Raw genomic sequence first — 17,755 nt, 5'->3', positions numbered from 1 at the left:
TTAAAGATTAAGTGATTATCATGCTTCAAATTGCAGTTTGTGGAAAACCAAATGTAGGAAAATCATCTTTTTTCAATTCAGCAACTGCATCTAGCGTAGAAATGGCAAATTATCCATTTACAACAATTGATGCTAATAAGGCAGTAGGACACGTAATTAAGGATTGTCCATGCAAGGAATTGGGAGTCACTTGCAACCCTCACAATTCAATTTGTATTGATGGAAAAAGATTGCTTCCGATAGAATTGATAGATGTTGCAGGGCTCGTTCCTGGAGCACATGAAGGAAAAGGATTAGGTAATAAGTTTTTAGACGATTTAATGCAAGCTAAAGTATTCATTAATGTTATTGATGCTTCAGGTTCAACCGACCTTGAAGGAAATCCGGTCGATCCGGGAAGCCATGACCCGCTTGATGACTTGGAATTTCTAGAAAATGAAATCGTAATGTGGATGCACGGAATATTATCAAAAAATTGGGTCAGGCTCGTAAGGAAAATAAGTGCTGAACATTTAGATATTTCCAAAGTATTATTTGATCAGTTATCCGGTACCGGAATAGCTATTGAAGACATCATTGAAGCTAAAAGAAATGTTAAACCGGATTTCAATAAGTGGGAAGAGGAAGATTTGATCGAACTTACAAGGAATATACTGCACATTGCCAAGCCAATGATGATTATCGCAAATAAGGCAGACTTGCCGACTTCCGCAGCCAACATCGAAAGGATTAAGGAAAAGTATCCGAATGTAATCCCAACTTCAGCGGAATCTGAAATCGCGTTGGTTCGTGCTGCAGAAGCAGGTCTAATCAGCTATTTGCCTGGGGATTCCAGCTTTGAAATCTTAAAGCCTGATGAATTGAATCCTAACCAGATCAAGGCGCTTGAGTATATTCAGACCAATATTCTGGATAGGTATGGAAGCACTGGTGTTCAGGATGCTCTAAATTACGGCATTTTTGAATTGTTGGATCATATAGTCGTATATCCTGTTCAGGATGAGCACAAATATACGGATCAAAAGGGTAATGTATTGCCTGACGGATTTTTAGTTAAAAGGGGAACCACTCCTCGCGAACTGGCTTACATCGTTCACACAGATATTGGTGATAAGTTCATGCATGCGGTGGACGCAAGGAAAAACATGCGTGTAGCCAGTGACTATGAGCTGAAAGACGGCGACATTATCAGTATTGTTACAAGAGGTTAATTCCTCTACTTTTTTTTATTTTTTTGCTATGTGTAAAAAGGAAGCTATAAAACACATATTAAAAACTAATACTTATTTAATAGTCATCATATTAGGAAAATTTAGGAAAAATCCAAACTATGCTTCCCTCCACATCATAGATTGTTAAGACATTAACAAATTAATACTCAACAATATGTAGTAGCTCGCAATTGCAAAATATGCTATTGCGAGCAAGATATTTTCAATTGCTATATGCAATTCCCCCATATTTTTGGAGTGTTAAAATAATATTTACTTCTCAATATCATTAAAAACACCATTAATCGTTGTCAAGTTATTATTAGTGTTTTAGAATTGCTTATTTATTTTTAATACTATTTAAAATTCATTATTTTCAATTATTAATATTGATTTAACTATGAAATATTGATTTCAGTTGTAAATATTGCTCCAATATTGAGATTAAGAAAATTTAGAAAGTTTTATATAGAGTCATAATCATATCATTAAATGACATCAAAACGATGTTATTGCTTAAATGCAAACCATTAATTGTTGTGTGTTGAATAGGGATGCAATAATATTTGTTATCAAATCTATCCTTATTCAATTACAAAAATCTATTTTTAAAAATTTTGTAGTTGAGTAAAGCATCATTCATAAGTTGAACTAAGTTATATTAAGGTGATAACTTGAAAAAAGTAAAAATCACAGTCATGAAAAAGGTAAGGCACGATGATTTAATTGAAAAATATGAAAATCCACTAGAACATGAATGTGATGTTGAAGAGGGTCAAGTCTATATTGCAAATGGATGGGAAAAACCTGAAGATTTCTGTGATAGCGCTTGGGAAAGCCTTTCAGCATTTGTATTGGCACTGGCCAATGGCGCTGAAGATTTCTATGACGGGTGGATGAAAAATAAAAAGTCCGCCATGATTTCATGCAATGATGGATTTAGGCCTGTAAGTTTTCTTTTAGAAACTTTAGATGAAGATGCCGAATGATTTTTAACTGATACTATGGCTGGATTAATAGATAATGCATTTAATTTTTTTAAAAAAGAGATAATATTTTCAATATCATTAATTTTAGCTATTGTTTCTTGCTTTTTTGTCAAACCAAACCTCAATTATTTTAATTATATTAATTGGGAAACAATTTTGCTGCTTTTTGTGATAATGCTCATTGTAGAGGTTCTTAAAAATCTGGCTATTTTTGAGATACTGGTCCGTAAACTGTTAACAAAAATCGGAAATGCGCGTGAGCTTGTTTTAGTATTGGTTTTCATTTGCTTTTTCAGTTCCATTTTCATCACAAATGATGTTTCTTTAATCATATTTGTTCCGTTTGCCATATTGGCCTTAAAAAAGGTTGGTCGAGCTGATTTAATAATATTGACAGTATCTTTACAGACCATCGCAGCCAATGTGGGGTGTATGGTTCTTCCAATTGGCGCTCCACACAATATTGTAATGTATACAGTTTCTCAGATACCTTTTGAGTCATTTTTCCTATTGCTTTTGCCGTATATTGTCGTATCCTTGATATTTTTAGCAATAATGTTATTTTATGTTTCAAAAGACAATATTGTATTGCCTAAAATGAGTAAAATCGAAATTGAGAGAAAAAATTTCCTTAAAAGAATTTTTGTCGGTGTTGATTATTATCTGCTTTTGACATTCATTGCTCTTTTTATTCTGATTGGCAATCTGGAAAACATTCCATTCTTTAATTCATTGTTTACCCAGTGGATTGTCGGAAATGAGGTTTTATGGGGTGTTGTCGCTTCTCAGGTTATTTCCAATGTTCCTGCCGCAATGCTGCTCAGCGGTTTCAGCAGCAATTATGAGGCCATTATTGTTGGGATTAATATCGGTGGTTTTGGAACTCTCATTGCATCTATGGCAAATCTCATTTCTTATAAGATTCTTGTTCGCGAATATGATGAATTTAAAATAAGATATTTGGTGGTTTTCACTTTTTTAAATGTTATTATGTTGAGCATATTGCTCGGTGTTTATTTTTTATTGTAGAAAAAAAGGAGATTAAGTTAAAATAACTAGAAAACATGATTTTCTAATTATGTTAACTTGGGGTTGAAAAAAATATGTAGAAGATGAATATAATTATTCATCTAATTTTGGAATACCAGTGATTCTTAAACCACCATAATGGGATTTGTATTTGATGTTCAATCCGATTAATAATGGAGTGATCTTTTCAATGATTCTGGATTTTTCTAAAATACCGGTATCGATTGTTCTTATTCCTGGAATCTTGTTGATAACTTCACTTGCAATTTCTTTAGCTTCCTTATCGTCACCTGCAATCAAACAGTCGCAGTCGATTTCTTCCGGAATGTTTGCAAGATGGGAATTACTGATATTACAGAATGCACAAATTACTTTTGCACCGGTTCCTTCAAGGATTTTTGCAGTTCTTTCAGCGGCTGATCCTTCCATCAAGTCAATGAATCTGAATGGTTTTCCGCCTATTGCGGTTTCCAAGGTACGGTTGCATCCAATACGATTTTGTCTGTACAGAATTCCTTGATTCCTTCAAGAGTTGGTTTTTGTGCTGCAAGAGGTACTGTAATGATTAAGATGTCACCTTCTTTTGCCGCATCTTCGTTTGACATACCTTTCATTTCAGCAATGTCATAGTCTTTCAACTCTTCGAGTGCTTCTTCTACAATTTGTAGGGCTTTTTCTTCTTTACGGGAACCTACAATAACAGGTTCGCCAGCAAGAGCCAGCCTTTTAGCAATACCGAGACCTTGTGGTCCGGTTCCACCGATAACACTAATCATATTATCACCTTTTTTAAAAAAAGATTAGATTTAAAAATCTAATCTAAATCGTCAATGTATACAATAGGTTTGATTAAGTCCCTTGGTTTTTCATCCATGAGGATGAATGCATCTTTGATTTTATCAAATCCGTGGAATTCATAGTTGAATGTTTTTCCTGGTTTGATTCTGTCGTATTTAATGAGGTTTAATAATTTTTCTGCTCTTAAAGCTCCACCAGGACAGAATCCTCCGCGAATTGTTACGTCCGCCATACCAAGACCCCATTCGAATGCAGGGACAGTGAAGACATCTTCTAAGTCGTAGAAGTTGATACTTCCGATAGCACCGTTAGGTTTTACCAATTGCAATGCTTCGTTCATGGATCCGCAATTACCTCCAGCGATAATTACGCAGTCTACTTTTTTACCTCCTTGTTTTTCAAGGATTTGATCTACAGTGTTTCCATCTTTGTAACTGATGATTTCAGTTGCTCCGTATTCTAATGCCAAGTCTGCACAGTTTTTTCTGGTTCCTGTAGCATAGATTTTTCCTGCTCCCATGAGTTTAGCGCCTGCAATGGCCATTAGACCTACAGGACCGATACCGAATACGACTACTGTATCACCAAGTTGGACATTTGCCATTTCTGCGCCGTAGAATCCTGTAGACATCATATCGGTTACCATTAAAGCGTCTGCAAGTTCCATTCCTTCAGGAAGAAGGACCATGTTGTTGTCAGTGTTGTTTACTCTGAAACGTTCTGCGAATACGCCGTCTTCTTGGATTAAGAATTTGAAACTTGTCATTACATCAAAGTCGTGTGCGTTGTTGGTTCCTTTTTCTTGCAAGTTTGGTTGGCCTGCCCAATCAGGGGTAGTACAAGGGATTACAACTTTGTCTCCAGGTTTGAATCTGGTTACCAATTCTCCAACTTCAACGACTTCACCAATAGCTTCGTGACCTAAAATTCTGTTTACGAGAGGTCCTGCTGGTCCCATTCCAGCGTGTATTGCGTGAGTGTCTGAAGAACAAGGTGCAACTGCAAGAGGTTTACAGATTGCATCTAAAGGACCTGCAACAGGTTCGTCAACATCTATCCATCCGTGTTCACCAGCTTTAATTATAGCATATCCTTTCATGATATCACCAATTAAAATTATATGAAATAATTTATATAATATTTTCTTTTTCGTTGAATAAAATATTATATTTTTTAAAATTTGTTAAACATAATGGTATTTATTTTAAATAAAATTAAAAATTTAAATAGATGTTAAAAGTTTAATGTGATGTTAAAAAATGAGAATTAAAAAAAGAAAAATGGTAATATATCAGTTTATTTTTACATCACATATATTAAATATTAAATACAGAATTGTATATTAATGGTGATTTTGTATGAATTATAAGACAATTCTTGGAATTTTATTCATAATTTTGGGACTGATTTTTGCAGTTTACCCAATGTATAGTGCCGAAGCAGTATCCTGGATTGCAGGATTATGTTTAATAGCATTTGGATTTGCTTCTATTATTGACGGATTTTCTGTATTTAATATGGTGACTAGATTTCCCTAATAAAGATACCATTAGGGATTATAGCAATACTATTGGGAATATTATTTATTTATGAGGTAAATGCATTATCTTTCCTTATTGCATACCAATTTTATTTAATTGCATTTGTATTGGTATTGGTAGGTCTTTCTGGTATTGTTTTGGAAGGGTCTATGATAACAAAAGTTGTTTCATTATTAATTCTCATCATAGGTATAGTAGCTATCTGCTGCGCCTATTATTCACTTACACAACCTGTATATGCTGCAATTCTCGTTGGAATATGTTTAATTATGGAAGGTATTGCATTCTTTGTGAGTGATGATGTTAAAAGCATTTAAATAGTTTCTTAAAGAAAGTGATAAACATGGACAAGCAAACCAAAGAGCGTTTGGGTGAAATCAGGGAAGCTTTAAAAAAATATGGCTTCGATGAAATTTTAGGCCAGACCGTAAAAAGCAAAGTACGCAGAAAAGATGACGAGGATGATGATGCACAGAGTCTTTTGCTGGATGATGAAATTCCAGTAAAATTAAGGTTGATGCTTCAGGAATTGGGAACCACTTTTATTAAGTTAGGGCAGCTGTTAAGTACCAGGCCGGATATTGTTGGTGAAAACATCGCAAATGAATTGGCTAACCTGCAGGATGACAATCCAGCCATCTCCTATGATCAGGTTAAAGCAATAGTCGAAAGGGAACTTGACGGAAACATTGACGAGCTATTTGAAGATTTCTCACATGAACATTTGGCTACTGCATCCATAGGACAAGTTCATGAAGCCCACTTGATTACTGGTGAAAGGGTTGCAGTTAAAGTGCAAAAAGAAGGCATCACCGATAAAATAGACCTTGATTTAAGGATAATGAAATATATTGCCAATCGTGCCGATAAATGGAATGCCAGTCTTAGAAAATTAAATCTTCCTGGAATCATGGAGGAATTCGATCGTTCAATTCACAAGGAAATCGATTACAACAATGAATTCATGAATATGCAACGCATTGAAATGAATTTTGTAGATAATCCTAATGTACATATTCCAGCTACCTATTCACAATATTGTACCTCAAAAGTTTTAACAATGGAATTTATAGACGGTACAAAACTGAATGATGTTTATGAAAGCGAAGGTGATGAATTCGATAAAAAGCTTTTGGCAAAAACTGTTATCGATTCCTATCTTCAACAGCTGTTCATCGATGGGTTTTTCCATGGAGACCCGCATCCAGGAAACATAATGATTTTAGAGGATAATGTTTTATGTTATCTTGATTTGGGAATGATGGGAGTCTTTGACGAGGAATTCAAAAAGAATCTTTCCGAACTGATGATATTGTTGGTTGACCAGGATGTTGACGGATTGATAAATCAATTTATGTACATGGATATCTTGGATTATGATATTGAAACAAGGCCTTTGAAAAGGGAATTGAATGACTTGTTCGGCAGATATTTCGGTGTCGAACTCAATCGTTTCGATGGAATTGTAGAAGAGCTGATGAGCCTTATGCAGGACTATGGTGTCATTCTTCCAAATGAAATGGTTACAATGGCAAGAGGAATAACACTTGTCGAATCCATTGCACATAATTTAGATCCGGAAATTGATATTTTCGCATCAATCGAACCGATTGCCAGACAAATCGCCAGACAAAGAATCAATCCTAAAGAGTATCTTAAAGGCAAGAAAAGCAACATAATTTTGTATGAACACATGCTTCAGGCCTTGCCGAAACTTCTTACAAGAACCATTCACAAGATTGACAATGAAGAATTGAAATTTAAGTTTGAAGTCGACATCAACGATAAAGTTTCAATTGTTGCATTGATTTGTGCACTCCTTATTGGTTCTTCAACAGTTTCTTTCGGACCAATGGCATTCGGCATGCCGGTGATTTCTTTAATTGGTTATATAATAGTCATAATCTTGGCCATCATTGGCATTAGGAGATATGCGTTATAATCATATTTTGAATTATGGGGAATTATATTCCTTCATAATTATCTTTTTTTAAAAAGCTTCTTTTCAGAAAATAAGTTTTTAATGGGTAATGGAATCCTTTTTCAAGTATTTTAGAATATTATTGAAAGGTAAAGTTCTAAAGTGGAGCCCTAAATTTGGATTATCATATTTGCTATCGCAGCTATCATGATTTTAATGAAATTAAAAAAATAGTAGGATGGGAGCTTTGCTCAAATCCTATGAAAGTTAAACTCCCAATATAAACTCTGATAGGGGAACTGAAACGTATGCTTCGATTGGTGCTGCAATAAGCAGTAGGATTGCAGCGAAAACCATCAATATTAGGCTTTGTATAATAATTTTCTTGTTTTCTTCATATGAACTTAAGATTTTTTCTTTAAATCCGCTTTTTTCACTTTTAATGAAAGTTTTTACAAATTTCCATATGAACAGGAACAATAAGATTCCCGCAGCTGACTGAATGACAAGTGCAGTTATCTCAAATATTCCATGAGGAATGAGATATGTTATGTATTGGATTCCTCCTTTCGGCATAATGTTTGAAAGCAATGCTCCCATTAATCCAAGATTAACGCCATTATATATTAATCCTACAACGGCAGCGATTCCAAAGAATATCGAAGCGATATAGGTCATTATCCCTCCCCTTTCATTCTGTATGAGAAGTTCCGTTACGGTCACAGTATCATTTACTGTGCTGTCGGTTGAAGCGGGTAAGCTGTTTATGACAGTATCCATCCCTCCGCTTGATAAGGCCCATGCCAGAGCAAAGGATACAATAAATAGAATATATAATACCAAAATCAGCTTTTTATTTTGTTTCAATGATTCGATTAATAGATCTTTGAATTTTGTTATGCTGTTCATATATTTTCATAGGTTTAGGTGACATATCAATTTTTTTGTTTTGAATATTTCACCCCAAAACATTCATTTCAAACCAAAAGTGCAGATAATAATTTCAATAATTGCCAACACCAAAATTTCACATTTAAGCTTATAATGATTGATTATAGAACAATTCAAGCCCACAAATTCCTTATTACCTTTGTACTGTTGGAGGTACAGATAACAAGTAAAAAGACCAACTGGTCCACCACATCTGACTGGAACCTTATGCATAAAAAATCCATAAACCAAAACCCAAACATAATGTTGCAATAAAATAATTTTGATTATAAGATCTTCCACACAAACTGCATTAACATCTATAAACTTATGGTCAATATTCACTTGATTTATAAGTCCAGCAATATTATAATTCATCATTATAATCCTACCAACAGATACAATTCAAAAGCACAAAAAATCACTTATAAATAAAAAAACAAAGACCAACAAAGGTGTTTCAAAATGGCTAGAACAGAAGAACACTTTTCACCCCTGAACAACTATAATATTTACTGGGAAATTATCTTGCTAGTTTTGAAGATTTAATGTTCTTCTGTTTTACCTATATTAACTCAAATTTAATGGACCTGTTTTTGATTTAAACCTGTTTGTGCAGAAAACACTTTTTTTGCCCAAATGTTCGAAGTGTTCTAGGCTGTGTTTTCACCTTCTTTGTAATTTGCTTCTTGTTCTTGTTCTACTAATTTTAATTCTTCTTTAATTTCTGGTGGAACATTGTCAGAAGAAATTTTATTTAGTATCGTCCAGTAGGTATCGTTTGTTATCAAATCGGGGTAATATCTTTTACCATCAGTTGTTTGTGTAACATACAAATCGGATAAATCAAATTCATACCTTATTGTTCCGATTAAAAATTTTGAAGATATTTCGCCTTTACGATTAAGTGTCAGTTCAATACCTTCTTCTTTTGCAAATTCGATCATTACAGCATTTAAATCTTGTGTAAATACTGGTTGGTCTGCGTTTTTCATTGTTGGCTCTTTGTTAGAAGTAGTATTGAATTCTAGGCCATGACTAATAATTAATTTATTTGTTTTGAATATTTACAATGAAGACATTCACTTCAAACAAAAAAATCTATTTTTACTAAATACCTTATTATATTCATTATTTTGACTATTAAAGATGCAAGTAAGCACTTACATTCGAAAAACTTTATATATGTTGTTTTTTAAAGTATTAAATAGCGAAAAATGCTTAAAAAAATAAAAAGGAGATAATATGAAGAAAATATTTTTAATCTTACTTGGCTTGATTACATTCTTTATCATTGTAGGGGCATCATTCGCAACAAGCGATTTAGACGTCTCTGCAAACAATGCCTCTATAGAAATTTCAAACAGTCCACATGGAGATCTTTCCATTTCTGCAGATATGGTCTCTATAGACAACACCAATCCTAATGAAACCATTAGTATCCACGGTGATCTCAACCAAAAAAACAAAAGCAGTGCAGCTAGTGAAAATGTCCCTAAATTAAACATTACCGGCCCAAAAATAAATGCAAGTAACCTCCAAATCAATGGTCCAAAAGTAAATGGAAATGGTCCAAAAATACAAGTTCCAAAAAATCAGGGAGTATTATGTTTCCAAGCAAGCTCTTCAGGCTTGAATGCAGCAGGGGGAAGTGTTGTAGCAGATACAGGAAATGACTTCGTAGATTTTCTCGATGATTCAGGAGCTATTAATAAATTCGCATATGGGGTATCATGGACTGTAGTAAAGGGAACTGAGTTAATTGGGCACTATAAATTTTCTGACTCTTTTGAAGAATACCTCATTAAAGAACTAGCCTTTGGTGACCTTGGTAGGTTTTTTTAATTCCTTATAATAATGTATGTGGGGAGAATTTTTTAGCTTCCCCATTTCCTCCAAATTACTTCTTTAAACACTCATTTGACTAAACTGAAAAAAAATTAAAAACTATTTTTAATATCTAGGAAAATCCAATCCATATATAATTTTTACATATTTCAATGCAAGATCGGCCTGTTTTTTATAATCTTTCAACACTCTTTTTTCAAAATCATCCCTATCCCTGCTTAAGGTGATCAATCTTAGGAAGGACATGTATTCCTCAACAGAGTCATCATAATTGAACTCATATTTCTCATATAATTCATCATCACTGAGCTTTAAGTCCTCTCCTCTGAAAGTAGGAAACTCCAAGGTTTGGCAGATATTCGCTTTGGTGAAATGCTTTCGTCTTATCAAGGGAGAAACTGAACTGCACAATACATACTGTCCACAGTCAATCAATGGTGGAATCCCTTGACTGTCAAGCCTATCCATGCTTGTCAATTTCTTGAAATGTCTGATGTTATATGAAGTTTTGAATATTTACAATGAAAACATTCACTTCAAACTGAAAACGGCTCATTTTCAGGAATGCTGATGGATGCATATAGTTATGGTGTTCCAAACCAAACAATCACTTTCCACAAGCCAGGTTATGAAATGGGAACCCTTGTTGATGTGGTTACAGATGAAAATGGTGAATTCACGATTGAAAATGCAGAATATCTGCCTGATGCGGGTAAAGACAATTATTATGGTGATTTCACATTTGCAGGCAATGGCAAATATCAGGGCTGTACCTATGAAGGCAATGTTACTGTAATTCCTTAATTTCTGATATTAAAAAATAATATTATTAATTGGGCATATAATCTGGAGAGATGTGTATGAAAAATCCTAATGTAGCTGTGCCGATTATGTTCTCTCTAGACTTATTTTTTTTTACAACACATGATAATTTAAGGTTTTCACATAATTATTTTTTCTGTATGTAACTCTCATAATCTTCTTTTAGATTATTTTTTTCCGTTTGTAAGAAATATTAGACCTCATTAAGACAAATACTTTCAGAATTAATGTAAATATTAAATATAACTAATGTGTAACTTATAATTATGACAACGAATGATAAAATATCTGATTATATCACGTTTCCCAGAACCTTTGAAAACTATAGGTGGTACAAACCGATACTTGTTTTTATATTAACTTTCATAATAATGCTCATACTCAGTGCAGCAATTTTAGCGGTTTTTTACCTAATAGTCGGATTTGATTTTATAAGGTTAGTTTTCCAGGGAGGATATGAAGCATTCAACTCTCCTCTGGCGATACTCTTTGCCGATTTGATTATTATAGTATTTATTCCTTCATTATATCTTGCATCTAAGGTTGTTAAGGATAGGCCGTTTTCCTCTTATTCATCTTCACGCGGAGGATGGAATTTCAAACTCTATTTCAAGGCATTGGTAATTCCACTAATATTGTACATAATATATATGGCCGCAGACACTGCTATTAGAGGGCCGGAAGGCACATCTCATTTATCAATAGCATTTCTTGCTGTAATTTTGATTTCCATACCTCTTCAAAGTATTGCAGAAGAATACATATTTCGTGGATTGATTATGCAGACATTGGGATCATGGTTTAAAATTCCTGTTTTGGCGATAGTTCTTCAAGCCATAATATTTGCAATGGGCCATGGATATAACAGCATTGGACTTTTTGAAACATTGGTTTCAGGTCTTGGTTTCGGATTTTTTGCCTGGAAAACAAATGGTATAGAAGTAAGTTCTGCCCTTCACACTGCGAATAATTTTGCTGTTGGCTTATTTGTCATGCTTGGACTGCAGGCATCATCTTCCTCTCCGCAATTATCGGAAGTTGCCGTAGCAATCGTTTTTTTAATAGTACTATACATCATAATGTATTATGTCGGCAAGAAAACTGATTGGTTTGGCGAAATCCCGGAAAACTCTCAAGATATATGATTATTCAATTATGAATAATCTTTCTTTTTATTTAAAAAATCAATAACAGAATGGTTTAAAACAATTCAAAAATTATAAATATGTTCAAATATTATTTAATAATATGGTAGAAATAGATTGGTTTAAATTTGAAGATAGGGATTATGACTTTCCGTTCTATAATAAGAATCCATACATTCCCAAATGGGGTTGGATTGTTTTATTCCTAGTATTTTTCATCGGATTTTTTTTGTCAATATCTGATAAGGTTTATTTTGCAATATTGGGTTGCATAGTGTTTATTGTTCCAGTATTGTATTTTTTAAAATGGGATTATAAGGCAATATTAAGAATTCCATCCAGCAGAGACCTTCTTCTTGTAGTAGCTCTTTTTGTGGGATATATGATATATGCAATCGTCATTGGTGCAGTATTGGACCAAGTTGGAATAGTCAGCAGCGGAACCGTTGATCCAGGATCCTTAGGGGTCATGACACTAATTACGTCTATATTTTCAGTACTGGGTGAAGAATTCATTAAGTTCATTCCGTTCATGTTTTTCTTGAGAGTGATTTACAAATACTCAAATAACCGTAAATTATCTGTAATCATTTCCGTTGCTTTAGTAATGTTGATGTTTGCATCAATCCATGCGTATAATCCTATCATGTTCCTATTTGCCCTCTGCATACAGGGATTTGGTTCAATATTCGAGTTTTACGGATACATTAAGACTAAAAACATCATGGTTTCATACCTTTGTCATCTATTAACGGATGAGTTTATTTTCATAATCGCACTACTTGGATTTATCTAAAAATATGGTATCGGCAAAGGAATAGCATGTTAAAGTAATTCAATTCATATAACTGAAGTTTTGAAAAAAATAAAGGATGGGCCCGACGGGAATTGAACCCGCGACAAAATAAAGTTAATAGAAATGCAACAACGGCCCAATCAGAATGAAGAAAGTTATAAAAGATTTAAGATTGTTGGACCTACAATCAAATATATGCTTTGTCACCACAAAACAATAATTAACATTGACAGTCGTAGATATGCAGAAAGCGATATGTGGAAAAGAATTGGAACAATTGATTCATGTATGAGTTCTAACAACAATTAAGTTAGAGTTTTAAATAATATTTAATGTTTAGAGGTATCTTGTGTTTTGAATATTTCACCCCAAAACATTCATTTCAAACACTTCAAAATTTTTCTTATTTTTACATTTTAAAGCATTAATATTTCTTCTTTAAAAAATTTCGTGAGGACTTCAATTTTAACCCCAAAATCATAGGTAGGTTTCCTCAAAATCATAGTAATTGACTCGTAAATCGAGCTTGTTTTTGTCTGATTTTGAGGACATCGTTTTTTCGCCAAAATTTGACCTACATTTCCTCACATGAATAAAGCTATTCATCCCATAAGTCAGCTACTTTTTTTGCAATAAACACGCAGCAGTCAACGCAAGGGGATTTGTCTTTACCGCCATCGGTTATCTTATCGCAACGTACTGTTCTGTATTCATCTTTAAAAGCATTGAAAATCTCTTTAGCATTAGCTTTGATTTTAGCCGGATCATCTAAAACAATACCGTTTGCCATTAATGCACCTGTTACCGCTCCACATGTTCCTTCATCAAATGTTCCGCCCATTCCGCCTGCAAATCCGCAGCCTAATCTGGTCATTTCATCGCTAGTAATGTCGGCAGCGGCGGTTTCGCAAAGGCCCATTAAAGTGGATTCAGAGCAGCTTTTGGTTTTTCTGTATTCCCTGATTTTTTCCTCTAAAATTTTCTCGTCAAGCTTCATAATAATATCTCCCAATTTAGTTAATTAATTATATTAATTAAGAATTTTAAATATTTATTTGTTAAAAAGTTATTAGGTGATAAAAATTATACATCCAAGACCAAGTCCGATTGCAGCTACTCTTTACACATTAAGGGACATGAATGTCGACGTTATTGTTATGCATGGGCCTACAGGCTGCTGCTTTAGAACAGCCAGGCTTTTAGAAGGCGATGGCGTGCGTGTCGTAACTACAGGAATGTCCGAAAACGATTTTATATTGGGTGCCGGTGATAAATTAGTTGAAACTTTAACTGAAGCTTATGAAGCCTTTCATCCGAAATTGATGGGCATAGCAGGTACCTGCGCCAGCATGATTATCGGTGAAGACTTGAAAGAGGCAATTGCAACAGCTGACCTTCCGTGCACAGTCATTCCGGTCGAATCACATGGAGGATCCGGTGAAGGTGACAATACCGTTGGTGCGATAATGGTTTTGGATGCAGCAGTCGAATGCGGTGTAATTCCAAGGGAAGAGGCAGACAGGCAAATTGAAATGCTTGAAAAGGCAACTGAAGTTGAAAAGACCCGTGGAATGGCGCAGGGCAAGTATATCAAACCTAATTTCGGAGATTCAAAAGAGGCTGTTGCAAAAACAGTTGTTAATGCACTGAAAGATAATAAAAAAGTTGCTTTTGTCCTGAACGTTAAAAAGGAAACCTCATATCTCTTCTCAGATATAATTAACTTTGACTACAAGAAAATCAATCCGGACAATAAGCCTATATTTGTAGCCAATTTGGATGAAAACATAGGCCTTCCTAGAATCAGGCAGCATGCGGTAAACATTAAGAATCAATTGGATATGGAACCGGATTTCATTACTGGGGGACTTGACGAGTATCCTATCACTGCGAATAAGGCTGCGGAATACTTAAAGGACAAGGATGTTGATTTGATTGTAGTATTTGGTGTTCCTCATGCATTTCCGATTGAGGAGTTTGACGTGGAGTCAGTTGCTGTAACCGATGGACCACGTTTAGTTCAGCCTTTAAGGGAGCTGGGTTTCACTCACGTCGTTGCGGAGCTTGATGCGCACTCAAAGACATTGGGAACAGATGAGATAGTATTTTCCGACTTTGGCGGAATGATTAGAGCAGCTATTGGATGGTTAAACGAATGATAACAATTATTGATTATAAAAGCGGTAATCTTAAAAGCATTTCAAACGGATTTAAGAAAATCGGTGTTGATTACCAGATAACAGATGATAAGGACATAATTGCAGCCAGCGATTATTTGGTCCTGCCGGGTGTTGGAGCATTCGGAAGTGCAATGGAGAATTTGAAGCCTTTTGAAGACATCATTCATGAGCACGTAAATGATGACAAGCCATTTTTAGGAATTTGTCTAGGACAACAGGTGTTAATGAGTTCAAGCGAAGAGTCTCCAGGTGTCAAAGGTTTGGATTTATTCAAAGGGCATGTTGAACTATTGCCCGAAGGCGTTAAGATTCCTCATATGGGTTGGAATAAGTTGAATGTATGCAATGATTCACCTATTTTAGAGGGCATCGATGGGGAATATTTCTATTTCGTTCATTCTTATCATGTGATTCCCGATGACGAGACAATTGTTGCGGGCACATGTGAATACGGTGGAGATGTGGTTGCATCTCTTTCTCAGAATAATTTGTTTTCTACACAGTTTCACCCTGAAAAAAGCGGTGTTGCTGGACTTAAAATTTTAAAGAATTTCACTAATTTGGAGAAATAAAAATGGATATTGAAGGATTTGTAAGGGCTAGAATTGATGATTATGATTATGATGATCTGGCAGAAATTTTGGCTGTAAGAATTAGAGAATACAAAAAAATCAACGAAGAAAACTCTCTTGAAATGGCTAAGGCAGTAATCGATGAAGTGTCAACTACCTTGAAATTGCAGGAAAGCGATGATGAATTCTTAAAGGAATTGGCTACCGTCAACAAAGCGGATGTCGGAATGGGTGAAATGGGAGTAGGGTCCCGTGGAGCCGGAGACTTCTTTGTTCACAGAAAAATAGCCGAAATCGTATCATCAACAAATACTGCGTCTTTAGTCAATCCATCAGAACAGGACGATGGGGGTGTTGTAAAGGCAAAAGTCGAAAACGATGAAGTATATATCACAACAGCTGTCGATGGAATCCACTCACGTTTAAGTGAATATCCATTTTTAGGAGGATTCCACGTTACAAGGGCAACACTCAGGGATGTCTGTGTAATGGGAGCAGACCCTGTAGCTATCTTAAGTGATGTTCACCTTGCAGATGACGGTGATGTCGCTAAGATATTTGACTATACTGCAGGTGTTGCGGCAGTTTCAGAACTTGTCGACGTTCCAATCGTTGCAGGAAGTACCCTGCGTATCGGAGGGGACATGGTTTTAGGAGACAGGTTCGTATCAGCTGTTGGAAGTGTAGGAGTATCACCACATCCTCCAACCGCAAGAAAAGGTGCAACCGAAGGGGATGTAATCCTTTTAACTGAAGGTTCCGGTGGAGGAACAATCACTACAACTGCTCTTTACAACGGTTTCTTTGATGTCGTATGGGATACAATGAACGTAAATTTCGTTCAGGCATCACAAGCATTGTTTGAAGCGGATTTGGTAAAAGACATCCATGCAATGACTGATGTAACCAACGGCGGACTTAGGGGTGACGCTCATGAAATTTCAAATACAACCGGTGTCGGTTTGGAATTCTATGAAACAGAAATCAAAAAGATGGTCGCTCCAAACGTGTTGAACATGCTTGAAACATTAAACATCGATCCGTTAGGTGTTTCAACCGATTCATTGATGCTTATTGCACCTCCGGAAATTGTCGGTGACATCAAAAAGGCTGTCGGCAAATATGATGTAGCAATCTCTGAAATCGGTGAAGTAAACAATTCAGGCGAACCGATTTTAATTAAGGAAGATTCCTCTGAGGAAAAACTGATTCCATTATTCAGGGAAGCAGCTTATACTAAAATCAAAAAACTGGTCGGAGAAACTACTCCTGAAGACTTTGAATTAATGAAAGAAAAAGTTCAAAAGGCTTCAGATGCGGCTATCCGCAAAAAAGAAAAAGTGATTAATCACATCCGTGCAAATTAACTTTTGCACACTTTACTATTTTTTTAATACTTTGAAATCCTATTTTCATTCATGTTAGATGATAAAGGATATTTTTACATAATCGATGCGATTCTTGCAGTAATGCTACTGCTAATGGTGTTTTTAGTCATTAATGCTACCATTTCCATTCCAAGTCCAGATTATTCCTATGAAATTCATGATTTTAAAACTGCACAGGATATTATGGAGATTTTAAGCGGAAAAGTGAATTTCACAGACCAGACATTTTTGGCCGAGATCTCTCAAGTTCTGCAAAAGGGTGAAAACTCAAAGGAATCTGTCCGTGAGGTTTCAAAGCTCTGCAAGGAAAAGTTAGGTTCATATGGGCTTAAAAATTATAAATTCAGTGAAAACAATGTTTTGAAAGGCAAGGTTTTGGCATCTTCAGGAGACTATTCCAAAGCCGGTGATGTTTCAGTTGCAACAAGGAATTACGGCGATTATTCATATAGTCTTTCAACATGGTAATTATTAAATACTATAAACAATAAAAAGTTGAATGTTATCTTATTTTGTTTAGCCCTGGTGGTGTAGTTTGGATAACACATGGGACTGCGGATCCCATTCCCCGGGTTCAAATCCCGG

At 35.1% G+C, this 17,755-nt stretch carries 21 protein-coding genes and 1 pseudogene; 15 read left to right on the top strand and 7 right to left on the bottom strand.

Going from position 1 to position 17,755, the window contains the following annotated elements; all coding sequences use genetic code 11:
* Positions 1 to 20 precede the first annotated feature (20 nt).
* The 3 genes from ACJROP_RS03810 to ACJROP_RS03800 all read left to right on the top strand — a co-directional run bounded on the left by ACJROP_RS03810 (position 21) and on the right by ACJROP_RS03800 (position 3,229).
* Positions 21 to 1,211 carry a redox-regulated ATPase YchF gene (locus tag ACJROP_RS03810; protein ID WP_406534163.1) on the top strand — a complete coding sequence of 397 codons (1,191 nt, stop codon included), beginning with the start codon at positions 21 to 23 and terminating at the stop codon, positions 1,209 to 1,211.
* Positions 1,212 to 1,885: 674 nt separating this feature from the next.
* Positions 1,886 to 2,200, top strand: coding sequence for a TIGR04076 family protein (locus ACJROP_RS03805; RefSeq protein ID WP_406534162.1), 315 nt, complete (start codon positions 1,886 to 1,888; stop codon positions 2,198 to 2,200).
* Positions 2,201 to 2,215: 15 nt separating this feature from the next.
* Positions 2,216 to 3,229, top strand: a complete 1,014-nt coding sequence (locus tag ACJROP_RS03800) for an SLC13 family permease (protein WP_406534161.1) — start codon at positions 2,216 to 2,218, stop codon at positions 3,227 to 3,229.
* Positions 3,230 to 3,322: 93 nt separating this feature from the next.
* On the opposite strand, the pseudogene npdG reads toward ACJROP_RS03800, so the two are convergent.
* Together npdG and ACJROP_RS03790 are read right to left on the bottom strand one after the other, a co-directional pair.
* Positions 3,323 to 4,005: pseudogene (gene npdG, locus ACJROP_RS03795) on the bottom strand (NADPH-dependent F420 reductase).
* 38 nt (positions 4,006 to 4,043) lie between these two features.
* Complete coding sequence (locus ACJROP_RS03790) at positions 4,044 to 5,126, bottom strand: zinc-binding dehydrogenase (protein ID WP_406534160.1); 1,083 nt, start codon at positions 5,124 to 5,126, stop codon at positions 4,044 to 4,046.
* Between the two features lie 259 nt (positions 5,127 to 5,385).
* On the opposite strand from ACJROP_RS03790, the gene ACJROP_RS03785 reads away from it, so the two are divergent.
* The 3 genes from ACJROP_RS03785 (at position 5,386) to ACJROP_RS03775 (ending at position 7,510) form a co-directional block, all read left to right on the top strand.
* Positions 5,386 to 5,565: a DUF308 domain-containing protein gene (locus tag ACJROP_RS03785; RefSeq protein ID WP_406534159.1), complete on the top strand. Its 180-nt coding sequence runs from the start codon at positions 5,386 to 5,388 to the stop codon at positions 5,563 to 5,565.
* A 152-nt stretch (positions 5,566 to 5,717) separates the two neighbouring features.
* Complete coding sequence (locus ACJROP_RS03780; RefSeq protein WP_406534158.1) at positions 5,718 to 5,885, top strand: hypothetical protein; 168 nt, start codon at positions 5,718 to 5,720, stop codon at positions 5,883 to 5,885.
* Positions 5,886 to 5,911: 26 nt separating this feature from the next.
* Complete coding sequence (locus tag ACJROP_RS03775) at positions 5,912 to 7,510, top strand: ABC1 kinase family protein (RefSeq protein ID WP_406534157.1); 1,599 nt, start codon at positions 5,912 to 5,914, stop codon at positions 7,508 to 7,510.
* Between the two features lie 246 nt (positions 7,511 to 7,756).
* Here ACJROP_RS03775 and ACJROP_RS03770 read toward each other — a convergent pair whose 3' ends face one another.
* From ACJROP_RS03770 to ACJROP_RS03760, 3 genes are all read right to left on the bottom strand, one after another.
* The gene (locus tag ACJROP_RS03770) at positions 7,757 to 8,398 is read right to left on the bottom strand and encodes a stage II sporulation protein M (RefSeq protein ID WP_406534156.1); all 642 of its coding nucleotides are present in this window, start codon (positions 8,396 to 8,398) and stop codon (positions 7,757 to 7,759) included.
* Positions 8,399 to 8,461: 63 nt separating this feature from the next.
* Positions 8,462 to 8,800 carry a hypothetical protein gene (locus ACJROP_RS03765; RefSeq protein ID WP_406534155.1) on the bottom strand — a complete coding sequence of 113 codons (339 nt, stop codon included), beginning with the start codon at positions 8,798 to 8,800 and terminating at the stop codon, positions 8,462 to 8,464.
* A 272-nt stretch (positions 8,801 to 9,072) separates the two neighbouring features.
* On the bottom strand, positions 9,073 to 9,414 hold the full coding sequence (locus ACJROP_RS03760) for a hypothetical protein (protein WP_406534154.1): 342 nt from the start codon (positions 9,412 to 9,414) through the stop codon (positions 9,073 to 9,075).
* A gap of 250 nt (positions 9,415 to 9,664) precedes the next feature.
* Here ACJROP_RS03760 and ACJROP_RS03755 point away from each other — a divergent pair, with 250 nt between their 5' ends.
* On the top strand, positions 9,665 to 10,264 hold the full coding sequence (locus ACJROP_RS03755) for a hypothetical protein (RefSeq protein ID WP_406534153.1): 600 nt from the start codon (positions 9,665 to 9,667) through the stop codon (positions 10,262 to 10,264).
* A gap of 108 nt (positions 10,265 to 10,372) precedes the next feature.
* Here ACJROP_RS03755 and ACJROP_RS03750 read toward each other — a convergent pair whose 3' ends face one another.
* A complete protein-coding gene (locus ACJROP_RS03750) occupies positions 10,373 to 10,762 on the bottom strand; it encodes a DUF2119 family protein (protein WP_406534177.1) in 390 nt (129 codons plus the stop codon).
* Positions 10,763 to 10,837: 75 nt separating this feature from the next.
* Here ACJROP_RS03750 and ACJROP_RS03745 point away from each other — a divergent pair, with 75 nt between their 5' ends.
* From ACJROP_RS03745 to ACJROP_RS03730, 4 genes are all read left to right on the top strand, one after another.
* The gene (locus tag ACJROP_RS03745; RefSeq protein WP_406534152.1) at positions 10,838 to 11,071 is read left to right on the top strand and encodes a hypothetical protein; all 234 of its coding nucleotides are present in this window, start codon (positions 10,838 to 10,840) and stop codon (positions 11,069 to 11,071) included.
* Between the two features lie 389 nt (positions 11,072 to 11,460).
* Positions 11,461 to 12,234, top strand: coding sequence for a CPBP family intramembrane glutamic endopeptidase (locus tag ACJROP_RS03740; protein WP_292748934.1), 774 nt, complete (start codon positions 11,461 to 11,463; stop codon positions 12,232 to 12,234).
* A 103-nt stretch (positions 12,235 to 12,337) separates the two neighbouring features.
* Positions 12,338 to 13,030, top strand: coding sequence for a type II CAAX prenyl endopeptidase Rce1 family protein (locus ACJROP_RS03735; RefSeq protein ID WP_292748936.1), 693 nt, complete (start codon positions 12,338 to 12,340; stop codon positions 13,028 to 13,030).
* Between the two features lie 123 nt (positions 13,031 to 13,153).
* On the top strand, positions 13,154 to 13,339 hold the full coding sequence (locus ACJROP_RS03730) for a hypothetical protein (protein ID WP_292748938.1): 186 nt from the start codon (positions 13,154 to 13,156) through the stop codon (positions 13,337 to 13,339).
* Between the two features lie 289 nt (positions 13,340 to 13,628).
* Here the strand turns inward: ACJROP_RS03730 and ACJROP_RS03725 are convergent, their stop codons facing one another.
* The gene (locus ACJROP_RS03725) at positions 13,629 to 14,027 is read right to left on the bottom strand and encodes a C-GCAxxG-C-C family (seleno)protein (RefSeq protein WP_406534151.1); all 399 of its coding nucleotides are present in this window, start codon (positions 14,025 to 14,027) and stop codon (positions 13,629 to 13,631) included.
* 88 nt (positions 14,028 to 14,115) lie between these two features.
* Between ACJROP_RS03725 and cfbD the strand changes: the two genes are divergently transcribed.
* Genes cfbD through ACJROP_RS03705 form a run of 4 tightly spaced genes read left to right on the top strand, consistent with a single transcriptional unit; the run spans position 14,116 to position 17,638 of the window.
* Positions 14,116 to 15,189, top strand: coding sequence for a Ni-sirohydrochlorin a,c-diamide reductive cyclase catalytic subunit (gene cfbD / locus ACJROP_RS03720; RefSeq protein WP_406534176.1), 1,074 nt, complete (start codon positions 14,116 to 14,118; stop codon positions 15,187 to 15,189).
* Positions 15,186 to 15,782, top strand: a complete 597-nt coding sequence (gene hisH, locus ACJROP_RS03715) for an imidazole glycerol phosphate synthase subunit HisH (RefSeq protein WP_406534175.1) — start codon at positions 15,186 to 15,188, stop codon at positions 15,780 to 15,782. Before cfbD ends, hisH begins: the two co-directional genes overlap by 4 nt.
* 2 nt (positions 15,783 to 15,784) lie before the next feature.
* The gene (locus tag ACJROP_RS03710; RefSeq protein WP_406534150.1) at positions 15,785 to 17,149 is read left to right on the top strand and encodes an AIR synthase-related protein; all 1,365 of its coding nucleotides are present in this window, start codon (positions 15,785 to 15,787) and stop codon (positions 17,147 to 17,149) included.
* A 51-nt stretch (positions 17,150 to 17,200) separates the two neighbouring features.
* On the top strand, positions 17,201 to 17,638 hold the full coding sequence (locus ACJROP_RS03705; RefSeq protein ID WP_406534149.1) for a hypothetical protein: 438 nt from the start codon (positions 17,201 to 17,203) through the stop codon (positions 17,636 to 17,638).
* The last annotated feature ends 117 nt before the right edge of the window (positions 17,639 to 17,755 follow it).

The organism is Methanobrevibacter sp. (assembly GCF_045220775.1).
In the GTDB taxonomy this organism is placed as follows: domain Archaea; phylum Methanobacteriota; class Methanobacteria; order Methanobacteriales; family Methanobacteriaceae; genus Methanocatella.
The sequence above is the reverse complement of the archived record's forward strand: the minus strand, read 5'-3'. Positions and strand labels throughout refer to the sequence as shown.

Bases quoted from the DNA above. Each gene is read 5' to 3' on its own strand.
- ACJROP_RS03810 (WP_406534163.1), top strand. From the start codon at position 21: ATGCTTCAAATTGCAGTTTGTGGAAAACCAAATGTAGGAAAATCATCT.
- ACJROP_RS03800 (WP_406534161.1), top strand. From the start codon at position 2,216: ATGGCTGGATTAATAGATAATGCATTTAATTTTTTTAAAAAAGAGATA.
- ACJROP_RS03790 (WP_406534160.1), bottom strand. From the start codon at position 5,126: ATGAAAGGATATGCTATAATTAAAGCTGGTGAACACGGATGGATAGAT.
- ACJROP_RS03785 (WP_406534159.1), top strand. From the start codon at position 5,386: ATGAATTATAAGACAATTCTTGGAATTTTATTCATAATTTTGGGACTG.
- ACJROP_RS03780 (WP_406534158.1), top strand. From the start codon at position 5,718: ATGATAACAAAAGTTGTTTCATTATTAATTCTCATCATAGGTATAGTA.
- ACJROP_RS03775 (WP_406534157.1), top strand. From the start codon at position 5,912: ATGGACAAGCAAACCAAAGAGCGTTTGGGTGAAATCAGGGAAGCTTTA.
- ACJROP_RS03770 (WP_406534156.1), bottom strand. From the start codon at position 8,398: ATGAACAGCATAACAAAATTCAAAGATCTATTAATCGAATCATTGAAA.
- ACJROP_RS03765 (WP_406534155.1), bottom strand. From the start codon at position 8,800: ATGATGAATTATAATATTGCTGGACTTATAAATCAAGTGAATATTGAC.
- ACJROP_RS03760 (WP_406534154.1), bottom strand. From the start codon at position 9,414: ATGAAAAACGCAGACCAACCAGTATTTACACAAGATTTAAATGCTGTA.
- ACJROP_RS03755 (WP_406534153.1), top strand. From the start codon at position 9,665: ATGAAGAAAATATTTTTAATCTTACTTGGCTTGATTACATTCTTTATC.
- ACJROP_RS03745 (WP_406534152.1), top strand. From the start codon at position 10,838: ATGGATGCATATAGTTATGGTGTTCCAAACCAAACAATCACTTTCCAC.
- ACJROP_RS03740 (WP_292748934.1), top strand. From the start codon at position 11,461: ATGCTCATACTCAGTGCAGCAATTTTAGCGGTTTTTTACCTAATAGTC.
- ACJROP_RS03735 (WP_292748936.1), top strand. From the start codon at position 12,338: ATGGTAGAAATAGATTGGTTTAAATTTGAAGATAGGGATTATGACTTT.
- ACJROP_RS03730 (WP_292748938.1), top strand. From the start codon at position 13,154: ATGCAACAACGGCCCAATCAGAATGAAGAAAGTTATAAAAGATTTAAG.
- ACJROP_RS03725 (WP_406534151.1), bottom strand. From the start codon at position 14,027: ATGAAGCTTGACGAGAAAATTTTAGAGGAAAAAATCAGGGAATACAGA.
- hisH (WP_406534175.1), top strand. From the start codon at position 15,186: ATGATAACAATTATTGATTATAAAAGCGGTAATCTTAAAAGCATTTCA.
- ACJROP_RS03710 (WP_406534150.1), top strand. From the start codon at position 15,785: ATGGATATTGAAGGATTTGTAAGGGCTAGAATTGATGATTATGATTAT.
- ACJROP_RS03705 (WP_406534149.1), top strand. From the start codon at position 17,201: ATGTTAGATGATAAAGGATATTTTTACATAATCGATGCGATTCTTGCA.